Annotated in this window: 9 protein-coding genes; 5 read left to right on the forward strand and 4 right to left on the reverse strand. The window is 72.6% G+C overall.

Features of this window, described 5'->3' with window-relative positions; all coding sequences use genetic code 11:
• Window positions 1-36 precede the first annotated feature (36 nt).
• Window positions 37-744 carry a response regulator transcription factor gene (locus ACZ4QV_RS34190; protein WP_361151023.1) on the reverse strand — a complete coding sequence of 236 codons (708 nt, stop codon included), beginning with the start codon at window positions 742-744 and terminating at the stop codon, window positions 37-39.
• A 44-nt stretch (window positions 745-788) separates the two neighbouring features.
• Window positions 789-2,021: a sensor histidine kinase gene (locus tag ACZ4QV_RS34195; RefSeq protein ID WP_361151026.1), complete on the reverse strand. Its 1,233-nt coding sequence runs from the start codon at window positions 2,019-2,021 to the stop codon at window positions 789-791.
• A 271-nt stretch (window positions 2,022-2,292) separates the two neighbouring features.
• Here ACZ4QV_RS34195 and ACZ4QV_RS34200 point away from each other — a divergent pair, with 271 nt between their 5' ends.
• Window positions 2,293-3,075: an ABC transporter ATP-binding protein gene (locus tag ACZ4QV_RS34200; protein WP_467763847.1), complete on the forward strand. Its 783-nt coding sequence runs from the start codon at window positions 2,293-2,295 to the stop codon at window positions 3,073-3,075.
• A complete protein-coding gene (locus ACZ4QV_RS34205) occupies window positions 3,075-5,654 on the forward strand; it encodes an FtsX-like permease family protein (RefSeq protein ID WP_467763848.1) in 2,580 nt (859 codons plus the stop codon). The genes ACZ4QV_RS34200 and ACZ4QV_RS34205 overlap by 1 nt, the downstream gene beginning before the upstream one ends.
• A gap of 106 nt (window positions 5,655-5,760) precedes the next feature.
• Here the strand turns inward: ACZ4QV_RS34205 and ACZ4QV_RS34210 are convergent, their stop codons facing one another.
• Window positions 5,761-6,333 carry a TetR/AcrR family transcriptional regulator gene (locus ACZ4QV_RS34210; protein WP_361151033.1) on the reverse strand — a complete coding sequence of 191 codons (573 nt, stop codon included), beginning with the start codon at window positions 6,331-6,333 and terminating at the stop codon, window positions 5,761-5,763.
• A 192-nt stretch (window positions 6,334-6,525) separates the two neighbouring features.
• On the opposite strand from ACZ4QV_RS34210, the gene ACZ4QV_RS34215 reads away from it, so the two are divergent.
• Window positions 6,526-7,287 carry an SDR family NAD(P)-dependent oxidoreductase gene (locus ACZ4QV_RS34215; RefSeq protein WP_361151036.1) on the forward strand — a complete coding sequence of 254 codons (762 nt, stop codon included), beginning with the start codon at window positions 6,526-6,528 and terminating at the stop codon, window positions 7,285-7,287.
• A 58-nt stretch (window positions 7,288-7,345) separates the two neighbouring features.
• Window positions 7,346-8,803 (forward strand): MFS transporter, encoded by a 1,458-nt coding sequence (locus tag ACZ4QV_RS34220; protein WP_361615730.1) that lies wholly within the window; start codon window positions 7,346-7,348, stop codon window positions 8,801-8,803.
• 97 nt (window positions 8,804-8,900) lie between these two features.
• On the opposite strand, the gene ACZ4QV_RS34225 is transcribed toward ACZ4QV_RS34220, so the two are convergent.
• A complete protein-coding gene (locus ACZ4QV_RS34225; RefSeq protein ID WP_361615733.1) occupies window positions 8,901-9,488 on the reverse strand; it encodes a TetR/AcrR family transcriptional regulator C-terminal domain-containing protein in 588 nt (195 codons plus the stop codon).
• 190 nt (window positions 9,489-9,678) lie between these two features.
• Here ACZ4QV_RS34225 and ACZ4QV_RS34230 point away from each other — a divergent pair, with 190 nt between their 5' ends.
• Window positions 9,679-11,118, forward strand: a complete 1,440-nt coding sequence (locus ACZ4QV_RS34230) for an MFS transporter (protein WP_361615736.1) — start codon at window positions 9,679-9,681, stop codon at window positions 11,116-11,118.
• Window positions 11,119-11,313 lie beyond the last annotated feature (195 nt).

Raw genomic sequence — 11,313 nt, forward strand, 5'->3', positions numbered from 1 at the left:
CGGCGGGCCCGCGCCCGGGCGCCGAGGGCGGGAGCGTCAACGAGGGCCCGGGGTGGGGGCCGAGCGTGGTGTCACCAGTCCGCAGTCGTACGCCAGGACCACCGCCTGCACCCGGTCGCGCAACTGGAACTTCTCCAGGATGCGCGCGACATGGGACTTCACGGTCGTCTCGCCGATGCCCAGTTCCCGGCCGACCTCCGCGTTCGACAGGCCGCGCGCCAGAGCGCGCAGCACGTCCAGCTCGCGGGCCGTGAGCGCGTCGAGCCGGGGCGGCACGGTGGGCGCGGTCTCCGACGGCATGCCGGCGAACCGGTCCAGCAGCCGGCGCGTGACGCGGGGAGCGAGCACGGCGTCCCCCGTGGCCACCGTCCGGATCGCCTCCACCAGGGAGTCGGCGGGGCCGTCCTTCACCAGGAAGCCGCCGGCCCCCGACCGCAGCGCGTCCACGACGTGGGCGTCCAGGTCGAAGGTGGTGAGGACGATGACGTGGCTGGACGGCACGCTGCGGGTGATCAGCCGGGTGGCCTCCACGCCGTCCATGTTCGGCATCCGGATGTCCATGAGGACGACGTCGGGGGTCAGCCGCTCGGTCTCCGCCACGGCCTCCCGGCCGTCGGACGCCTCCCCGACGACGTCGATGTCCCCCTCGGCTTCCAGGATGAGCCGGAAACCCGTCCGGATCATTGGCTGGTCGTCGGCCAGCAGAACGCTGATACGCCGCATACGGTTCGATTCCTTCGTCATGGTGCTGATGGTCGGAACGGCTGCATGGCTGCTGCCGGGAGGCTTCAGGACGGCTTCAGGACGGCGTGGACGCAGAAGCCGCCGCCGGGCCGCGTACCGGTGTGCAGGGTGCCGCCCACGGCGGCGATCCGTTCCCGCATGCCGACCAGGCCGTACCCGCTGCCGTTCGCGGGTGCCGCGGAGACCCGCCCGGCGGCCGCGTCCGGTCCGTCGTCGCAGATCCGGATGGTGAGGCGTTCCGGTCCGTCCTCCCAGATGAGCTGGACGCGGGTCCGCGTCGGACCGGCGTGCTTCATCGTATTGGTCAGCGCTTCCTGGACGACGCGATAGGCCGTCAGGTGGGATCCGGCCGGCAGGGGGAGCGGTGTGCCGAGCACGCTGTACTCGACGTCCAGGCCCGTCTCCCGCACGGAGTCGATCAGTGAGGGGAGGCCGTCCACGGTCGGCTGCGGCGGTTCCTTGGAAGGGGCGGCCGGGGCCTCCTCGTCCGTCCGCAGCACATCCAGGAGCCGGCGCAACTCCGTGACGGTGTCCCGACCGGTCTGCTCGACCGTCGCGTGCAGTTCGTGGGCCTTCTCCGGGTCACGGTCCTGGACCCGGTCGGCGGCGATGGTCTGCACGACCATGAGGCTCACGTTGTGGGCGACGATGTCGTGCAGTTCCCGGGCGATGCGGGCCCGCTCGTGCATCACCGCCGCGCGGGCGGTGGCAGCCTGTTCGCGTTCGAGCGCCGCCGCGCGTTCCACGGCCTCGTCCCTGATCGCGGCACGCGCCTTCGCGAGGCGGCCCAGCGCCCAGGCCGCCAGCAGGATGACGGCCTGGGTCAGGAACGTGGTGACCCGGTGCCCCGGCGGCGCGATGAGCCCCTCCACCAGGGAGTCGAGCGGGATGAACACCCCCGCCACGACGGTGGTGATCCAGGGTTCACGGCGTACGGCCGTGAGGAACACGGCCGTGGCGACGACCAGATACGGCGGCCCGATCGAGGTGCCCTCGGCTCCCGAAAGCTGAGGAACGTACGTCAGCGCCTGCATCGTGCTCGTCGCCGCCGCCGTCACCAGCAAGGTGCCCAGCGGCAGGCGGCGGTGCACCGTCATGGGCAGCGCGACCAGCAGGATGAGGACGAACCACCAGGTGTCCGGTGCCCGCAGGCCCTGGCTGTCCGCGGGAATCACCGAGGGCAGCGCGAGACATCCCCCCGCGGCCAGAAGAGCCAGCACGGTGTCCGTCAACGCGGCCGGTACGCCGCGCCCCGCCAGGGAGCCTGTCGCTTTCATCGTTCAACTTTAAAGGGAAAATTTGCCCGTACCGCCGTCCCGAGGGCGGACCCGTTCGTCACCCCTCCTCCCTGGTGGCCCCTCCTCAAGGAGGAGAAGAGACGAGTGCCGCTCCGGGCCGCGGCCGGGCCCGCTCGTCCTGTCGGCGGAGGCCTCGCCCCGCTTCCTCCGGCGGGCGGAGGAGAGGATTCGACGCGAGGGCGGAGGAGTCGGTGCCTCGTGGCGGATGGACTTGAGGCACCACCCGCCACCTCACTCGACGAGGCCTTTCATGCTCAGAGCACGCCGTCGGCAGACACCGGCCGACACCCCCGCCGCCCCCACCGGAAGCGCCGTACGCATGACCCAGGTGACCAAGCGCCACGGCGACGGCGAGTCGGCGGCCGTCGCCCTCGACCAGGTGAGCCTCGGCATCCCCGCCGCCACGTTCACCGCCGTCATGGGGCCGTCCGGCTCGGGCAAGAGCACCTTCTTGCAGTGTGCCGCCGGCCTCGACCGGCCCACCTCCGGCATCGTGCAGCTCAACGGCCAGAACCTCGCCGAACTGAGTGAGAGAGAGCTCACCGAGTACCGCAGGACCCGTATCGGCTTCGTCTTCCAGGCCTTCAACCTGCTGCCGTCCCTCACCGTGGAGCAGAACATCACCCTGCCCCTGAGACTGGCCGGGGCCGCCGCCGGCAGCGCCTCGCTCGACGGCGTCGCGGCCGGTGTCGGACTGACCGGGCTGCTGCGCCGCCGCCCCGCCGAACTCTCCGGGGGGCAGCAGCAGCGAGTGGCCATCGCGCGCGCTCTGATCACCCGGCCGGAGGTCGTCTTCGCCGACGAACCCACCGGTGCGCTCGATCCCGACACCGCCCAGGACATCCTGCACCTGCTCCGGCAGGCGGTGACCGACCTGCACCAGACCGTGGTGATGGTCACCCACGACCCTGTGGCGGCCCAGCACACCGACCGGGTCGTCTTCCTGGAGGCCGGACGCGTGGCGCACCGTGCGGACCGGCCCTCCGCGGACCAGGTCAAGCGCGTGATGTCCGAGCTGCGAAGGGGCCGCTGATGCTGCGCCTCGCCCTCGCGACGCTCCGCGCCCGTACGGGGCCGTTCACCGCGACCTTCGTCGCCCTGCTCCTGGGCGCGGCGGTGATCAGCGCCTGCGGAGTACTCCTGGAGTCCGGGCTGCGCTCCGCTCCGCCTCCCGAACGCTACGAAAAGGCACCGCTGATCGTCGCCGGGCGACAGCACGCGGAACTCGACGTGCAATCCGCCGACGGCTCGACCTACCGCAGCTCACAGCCGCTGCCCGAACGCCTCGTGCTGCCGGCGGGCCTCGCCGCTGACCTCGCCGCGGTCGACGGCGTCGCGTCCGTGGTGCCGGACCGGGGCACCGCGGTCCGGCTGCTGGCCGGTGACCGGACGGTGACCGGTCACAACGGCGCGTCACCGCAGTTGCACAACTGGGGCAGCCGCACACTGGGCGGCTTCCGTCTCATCACGGGCCACCAGCCGCGCGGCGCCCACGAGGTCGTGCTGGACGCCGACCTCGCCGCCCGCAGCGGACTGCGGGCCGGCTCCTCCGTACGGCTCATGACGCATGCGGCTCCCGTCACGTTCGAGGTGGCCGGCCTGGTCGCGCTCGACGGCGGCCGAACTCCCCGGCAGTCCGTGCTGTTCGCCGCCGACTCCGCTCTCGACCGACTGCTCCCCGACGCCGCACGCGGCGCGTACGCCTTCGGTGTGCTGACCACGCCCGGGGCCACGCCGTCCGCGGTGGCCTCGGACATCGAGCGGACCCTGAGGGGGGAGCGGTCCGTCACCGTGTACACGGGCGGTGACCGCGGCAGGGCCGAGTTCACCGACGTCGCCGTCGGCGCCGCACGCGTGGTCGAACTCGCCACCGGCATCGGGGGAAACGTGCTGCTGGTGGCCGTGTTCGTGCTGTGTGCCACGACCTCGCTCGCCGTACGCCATCGCCGTCGCGAGCTGGCGCTGCTGCGGGCGATCGGCACCACACCGCGTCAGCTGCACACGATGATCGCCGCCGAGTCGGCGGCGGCGGGCCTGGTGGCGGGTGTGCTCGGGTGCCCCTTGGGGACCGGTGTCGTGTACTGGCTCAGTGCGCAGTTCGCGGGCCGGGGCATCGTCCCGCCGGACTTCCGGCCGGTGATCGGTCCGATCCCGTTCCTGGTCGCCGTCGTCGCGACCGTGCTGACCGCCGTGGTGGCGGCCTTCGTCGCGGCCCGGCGGGCGGCCCGTGTCCGGCCCGGCGAAGCCCCGGGGGAGGCGGCGTCCGAGCCCGCCCGCCTCGGCCGGGGGCGCGTGGTCACCGGTGGTGTGCTGCTGGCCCTGGCCGCCGCGGTGTGCGGCCTCGGTCTGGGATACCGGGCCGACTTCCTGACCCTCGTGGGGCTGGCCAACTCCCTTGTCCTGCTGCTCGCCGTCGCCGCCGCCGTGCTCGGGCCGCTGCTCACCCGTGCGGCGATCGGGCTGCTCGCTCCGTTGCTGCGCCGGACGGGCGTCACCGGGTGGCTGGCCGCGGCCAACACCCGCAGCGCGGCGGTCCGGACGGCAGGCGCCGTCACCCCGCTCGTCCTGGCCGTCTCCTTCGCCGCGACGGTGGTGTTCACCCAGACCACGCAACTGAGTCAGTCGGCCGACGAGATCCGCTCCGGTACGGTCGCCGACCACGTGCTGACCGCTCCGTCCGGCGTCTCACCGCAACTGGCGCGCAGAGCGGCGGAGGTGCCCGGGGTGGTGGCCGCGACCGGCGTGGTGCGCTCCAAGGCCGTCGGGGTGGGCTCGCTGCTCGGGGAGGAGGAGGCCGTGTCACTGAGTGCCCAGGGCGTCGAGCCGAGAGCGCTGGCGGGCACGCTCGACCTGGACGAACGGGACGGTGACCTGTCCGCCCTCAGGCGGGACACGGTGGCCCTCAGCGCGACGGCGGCCTCCTGGCTGGGGCTGGACGTCGGCGACCGGGCCCACTTGTACCTGGGGGACGGCACGGCCTTCGACGGCAAGGTGATTGCCGTGTACGGCCGGGGCTTCGGCTTCGCCGACCTCACCTTCGACCACGATCTGCTGCTCTCCCACACCACGGAGGCCGTCGACCGGTCCGTCCTGGTCCGGTCGGCACCCGGCTCCGCCGACGCCGCGGCGCGGCAGCTCTCGGCGCTGGCGCGTGACTACCCGGGCACCGCCCTGAGCGGCGCCCTGGCGGCCGACGCCCACGTCGAGGAGCAGCGGGCGACCGCCTGGGTGAACTACCTGGTGGTCGGCCTGATCATCGCCTATACGGCCATCACGGTCGTGAACACCCAGGCCATGAACACCGCCGCCCGTAGGCGGGAGTTCGCGCTGCTGAGGCTGACCGGCACGGATCGCTCCCAGGTGCTTTCCATGATGCGGCGCGAGAGCCTGACGGTGGTCGCCGTCGGCGCCATGGTGGGTGCGGTACTGGCTCTGCCCCCGCTGATGCTGATCGCGACCGCCCTGACCGGCACCGCGGTGCCGACCACCCCGGCGCTGGGCTGGCTGGCCATCCTGGGCTCCACGGCCGTACTGGCGGTGGCCGGGGCGATGCTGCCCGCACGCCTGATGCTGCGGACGCGTCCGGTGGACGCGATCGGCATGAAGGAGTAGGAGCGCGGAAGAAGCAGGGCGTGCGGGCCGGCCGTGACCGGCCCGCACGCCCTGCCTTTACGTGATCGACCGGGGCGCCGTTCGTGAGGGAACGCCGTGCCTCCGGTCAGGAACGGACGCTCAGACCGTCGAAGGTGAGGTCGAGCAGGCGCTCCGCCTGTTCCCGCTGCTCGGCTCTGCCGGATGCCAGGGCGATACCGGTGAGGGCGGCGAACAGATCGGCCGGGCCGATGTCCGTACGGACGGTGCCGGCCGCGGTGTTGGCCTCCAGGAGCGAGGCGATGGCCTCCAGCATCATGTCGTGGCTCTGCGCGTAGGGATTGACCCCCGCGTCCACGAGCGCGCGCAGGGCGTCCGCCATGCCCAGTTTGGCGGTGGCGTAGTCGATGAAGCGACCCATCCACGCGCGCAGGGCTTCCCGGGGCGGCAGGTCGGAGAGGAGCCGGGGCGCCGCGTCGCAGAGCTTGGCCAGCTCGTTGCGGTAGGCCGCCTCGATCAGTACCTCCCTGGTGGGGAAGTTGCGGTACAGGGTGCCCGAGCCCACGCCGGCTTCCTTCGCGATGCGCTCCAGGTGTGCGTGGAGGCCTTCCTCGGCGAACACGCGCACCGCCGCCGAGAGGATCTTCTCGCGGTTGCGCTGCGCATCGGCCCGCAGCGGGCGTCCTGTCTCGTCGGGCACCGTCTTCTCCTGTCACCCCGGCTTGCTAAGTGGGGGCGTCTCCACTTAACCTGAACTAAGCGGCGGCGCCTCCACTTAAAGTGGCGGTGCCTCCGTTTCAACTCTAGGGCATGCGCTCCGCGGACCGCCGCGTCGAGCGCTCCCGTCTCCGGCGCGCGGTCAGGAGAGGTCGCGTGTGATCACAGAGAGGTCATGACCATGACATTGCAGAACAAGGTGGCCGTCATCACGGGCGGTGCCTCCGGGGTCGGTCTCGGTATCGCCCGCGAATTCGTCGCGCAGGGGGCGCAGGTGGTCGTCACCGACCTCCGGAAGGACCGGCTCGACGATGCGGTCGCCCAGCTCGGGCCGCGGTGCGAGGGCGTCGTGGCCGACGTCACCCGCCTCGCGGACATGGAGCTGATGTACCGCCAGGTCGAAGCGCGGCACGGGAAGCTCGACGCCGTCGTCGCCAACGCGGGCATCGGCGACCACGCCCCCTTGGGCCGGATCACCGAAGAGCAGTTCGACCGGACGTTCGGCGTCAACGTCAAGGGCGTGCTGTTCACCGTGCAGCCCGCGCTGCCTCTGATGTCCGACGGCGGAACCGTCGTCGTCATCGGCTCGACCGCCTCCGTGCAGCCGCCCGCCGCCATGAGCGTCTACGGAGGCGCCAAGGCCGCGGTCCGGTGCTTCGTCCGCGCCTGGATCCAGGACATCAAGGGGTCCGGGATCCGCATGAACGTCCTCAGTCCGGGGGCGGTCGACACCCTGTCCCTCCGGCAGGCGGCCGAGCAGGCCCGCGGGGCCGACGGCGTGGCCGCACTCCTCGCCTCCATGGGGGAGGGCAACCCCACCGGACGCATCGCCGCTCCCGAGGAGATCGGCAGGGCCGCGGCCTTCCTCTCCAGCGACGCCTCCAGCTTCGTCACCGGCGTCGAACTCTTCGTCGACGGCGGCATGGCCCAGGTGTGACCCGCCTGCCGCGCCGCCCGCCCGTCTGCCCCTCACCCTGATCGGAACCCGTACTTCCGTGCCTTCTCCTTGCTCCGCCTCCACGCCCGCGCCCGCTCCACCCCGTCCCGCCGAGCCCCCGGCCGACCGGAGCGGCCCACGGCGCGGCCATGCCGTCGGCATCGCCGTCGTCCTGGTCGCGCAGTTGATGCTCGCCCTGGACACGACCATCGTGAACGTGGCCCTTCCCCGTATCGGGGCGGGCCTGGACTTCACCCCCGCCGGCCTGTCCTGGGTCCTCAACGCCTACACCCTCGCCTTCGGCGGACTGCTTCTGCTGGGCGGGCGGCTGGGGGACGCCTACGGCAGGCTCCGCGTCTTCGAGGCCGGTCTCGGCCTCTTCACGGCGGCCTCGTTGCTCGGCGGCCTGGCCCACACGCCCGCCCTTCTGATCGTCGCGAGGGCGGCCCAGGGCGTCGGAGCCGCCCTCGCCGCCCCCGGCGTCCTCGCCCTGCTCACCGCCGGTGCCGTCGATCAGGGCGCCCGCCATCGTGCCCTCGCCCTGTTCTCCGCCGTCAGCATCGGTGGCAGCACGCTCGGCCTCGTCCTCGGCGGTCTGGTGACCGAGTACGGCTCATGGCGCTGGACCCTGCTCATCAACGTTCCCCTCGGCCTGGCCGTCCTCGTGCTGGCTCCCCGCTTCGTCGCCGGGACGCCGAAACGCCCCGGGCGGTTCGACGGTGTCGGCGCCGTTTCGGCCACCGGCGCGGCCGTGGCGGTCGTGTGGGCCTTGATCGGCGCCCCGGACCACGGCTGGACATCGCTCCGGACGCTCGGCGGGCTCGCCGTGGGCGCCGCCCTGGCCGCGGTGCTCGCCGTGACCGAGCGCCGGGTGCCCGACCCGCTCGTCGTCCCGGCGCTGCTGCGCAGCCGGGACCGTCTCGGCGGTCTCGCCGTCACCGCGCTGGTCTTCGGATCACAGATGTCGATCTTCTTTCTGGTCGTGCAGTACGTCCAGCGGGTCCTGGGATTCGGTCCGCTGCGGGCAGGACTCGCCTTTCTGCCCATGACCCTCGGCATCTTCGCCATGTCCCGCGTCACCCCGCGCCTGCTCGCCCGGTTCGGCCGGACTCCACTCCTGCTGGCCGGCACCCTGGGCCTCACCGCCGGCTATCTGTGGCTCGGCAACGTCGCCGCCTCCAGCGGATACGCCACCGCTGTGCTCGGCCCGCTGCTGCTCAACGGTGTCTTCGCCGGTCTCACCTTCACCCCCGCCGCCTCCCTGGTCCTCGGCGACGTCGGACCCGACCACGCGGGGGCCGCCTCGGGGCTGCTCCAGACCACCCAGCAGCTCGGCGGAGCGATCGGGCTCGCCGTGATCGTCTCGGTCCACTCCCTCGGCGCGGTGCCCGGCGCGTTCGTGCCCGGCCTCCGGGCGGCCTTCACGACAGCGGCCGCTCTCACGGTCGTCGCATGGGTCATCGTCGCATCGACGGCGCTCGCCGGAAGGAGAGGCGCGGTCGGCCGAGCGTCGTGAGAGAACCGTGACCCGTGTGTGGAGCACGGGCCCGGGTGCCCTCCGCCTCCCGCCCTCGCGCTCACCAGAGGCGACGCCGGAGCCGGAGGGCCCGAGGTCAGGCTCCGCCCAGCAGGGCCTCCAGCCCGTGTGTGAACCGCTTGTCGAAGTCGGGCTCAAGCAGGAAGGGCGCCGCCTGCGCGAGCGTGGGGAGGGGCTGGTCCCGCAGCGCCTGCTCCAGAGCCGCCGCCCGGTCCTCGGTCCCGGCCTGCTGTTCGGTGGTCAGTCCGAGCAGGAAGTAGAAGACGGACCAGTGGGTCCACATGGCCTCACGGGGGCTGCGGCCGGCCTCGACGAGCGCGCTGAGCGCTGCTTCGGTGAAGGACAGGGTGTGGGGGCCGGTGGTGAAGACCCCGGACACCAGCCGGGCGCCGTCGCGGTGGGCGAGCAGCGCGCGACGGGCGATCTCGTAGAGCGCGCGGGCCCGCTCCATGGGGGGGTCGGGCAGGCGTCGGGCGTCCCAGCCGGCGAGGACCCGGTCGGAGAGCAGCTCCAGCAGTTGCGCTTTGGTGCTGACGTGCCAGCGGACGGTGTTGTGCCGCACGCCCAGGTGCTCGGCGACGGTGCGCAGGCTGAGCGCGTCCAGGCCCTCGCGCCGCAGCACCGCGAGAGCCGCGTCGGTGACCTCTTCACGGGTGATGGGCACGACGGCTTCCTCCCTGTTCTGTGCCGGTCCGCCGCTCGGGGCGGTGGCGGGGCCGGACGACTTGTCCAGTGTACAAGGACGGGCGTATTGTCCACTGGACAAGACCTCGGTGCTCCCTGCCGTCACCTCTGGTGACCCCTCTCGCGGACACCGGGTATCCCGCTCGGCCGATCATCCGGAGTGCTTCGCCATGCCCCTTTCCCAGACGACCGCGGTGCGCCGGGAGCCCACCGCACCGGCCGGCCGGAGCCGTCGGCGACGCGACGGCGCGGTGATCGGAACGCTCGCCTTCGCGGGCGTCTCGGTGGCTGTCATGCAGTCCTTGCTGCTCCCGGTCGTCTCACGCCTTCCCGGACTGCTCCACACCTCCGCGGGCGACGCGACATGGATCATGACCGCCACGTTGCTGGCCGCGGCGGTGTCCACGCCGATCACCGGCCGCCTGGGCGACCTCTACGGCAAACGGCGCATGGTGCTGGTCGGGCTGGCTCTGATGACGGCCGGCTCCCTCGTCTCGGCGGCCACCTCCGACTACGGCCTCATGATCGTGGGCAGGGCGCTGCAAGGCATGGCCATCGGTGTCGTCCCGCTGGGCATCGGCATCATGCGGGACGTCCTCCCGCCCGAGCGGCTCGGTGCCGCCACGGGGTTGATGAGCTCCTCGGTGGGCGTGGGCGGTGCCCTGTGTCTGCCCGCGGCCGCGTTCGTGGCCGAACACGCCGACTGGCACGTCCTCTTCCTCACCACCGCCGGCCTCGGCGCGCTGGCGGCGGCTCTGGTGGCGGCCGTGGTCCCCGTCTCGCCGGACAGGGCGTCCGGTCGCTTCGACTTCGCCGGCGCGCTCGCCCTGTCCCTGGCAATGGTGTGCCTGCTGCTGGCCATCACCAAGGGGGCCGTCTGGGGGTGGCTCAGCGGCACGACGCTGGCGCTCTTCCTCGCCGCCGCCCTGCTGCTGGCCGGTTTCGGAGTGCTGGAACTGAGGCGCGGAGATCCCCTGGTGGACCTGCGGGCCACCGCGCGCCGTCCGGTCCTCCTGGCCAACACCGCCGCGCTCGGCGTCGGAATCGCCTACTACGCCGTGTCCTTGACGGTCCCACAGCTTCTCCAGCTTTCTACGAACACCGGCCACGGGCTGGGTCTGCCGATGGTCGGCGCGGGACTGGTCATGGCGCCGACCGGGCTCGCCATGATGGCGGTCTCCCCGCTATCCGCCCTTCTCACGGCCCGTCGCGGCCCACGGACCGCGCTCCTCGCGGGGCTGACCGTCATCGCTGTGAGCTGCGCGGCAGGCGCGCTGCTGCTGGGTTCCGTCGGGGGGATCCTGGTGATGGTCACCGCGGTGGGGGCCGGGATCGGTCTGGCCTACGCGGCCATGCCGGCTCTGATCATGGGGGCCGTGGACGCGTCCGAGACCGGCGCGGCCAACGGCCTCAACACGCTGATGCGCTTCGTGGGGACCAGCCTGTCCAGTTCGGTGATCGGCACGGTGCTCGCGCAGATGACGCTGCCCATGGGGGGTGCGGCCGTGCCGTCCCTGCGTGGCTTCCAGGTATCGCTGTTGCTGGCCGCGGCGGCCGTCCTGGCCGTACTCGCCGCGTCACTGTTCCTGCGCGACCGCGCGGACGGGTGAGTGATGACGCGGCGCCCCGGCCCCGGCCGGGCGCCGACGGCGCGGTCATCCGGACCGTCACCTGCCATTCACCAACCTCACGGAGGCCGCCATCGGCTCGACCGCCGCCGGATTGAAGGCGGCCGCCGCCCTCGATGACGTACTCGTCGCTCCGCGCCTGGGTGCACGTGCGCACCTGTAGCCGGCCGGGAGCGG

It is taken from the genome of Streptomyces sp. NPDC026394 (genome assembly GCF_055567735.1).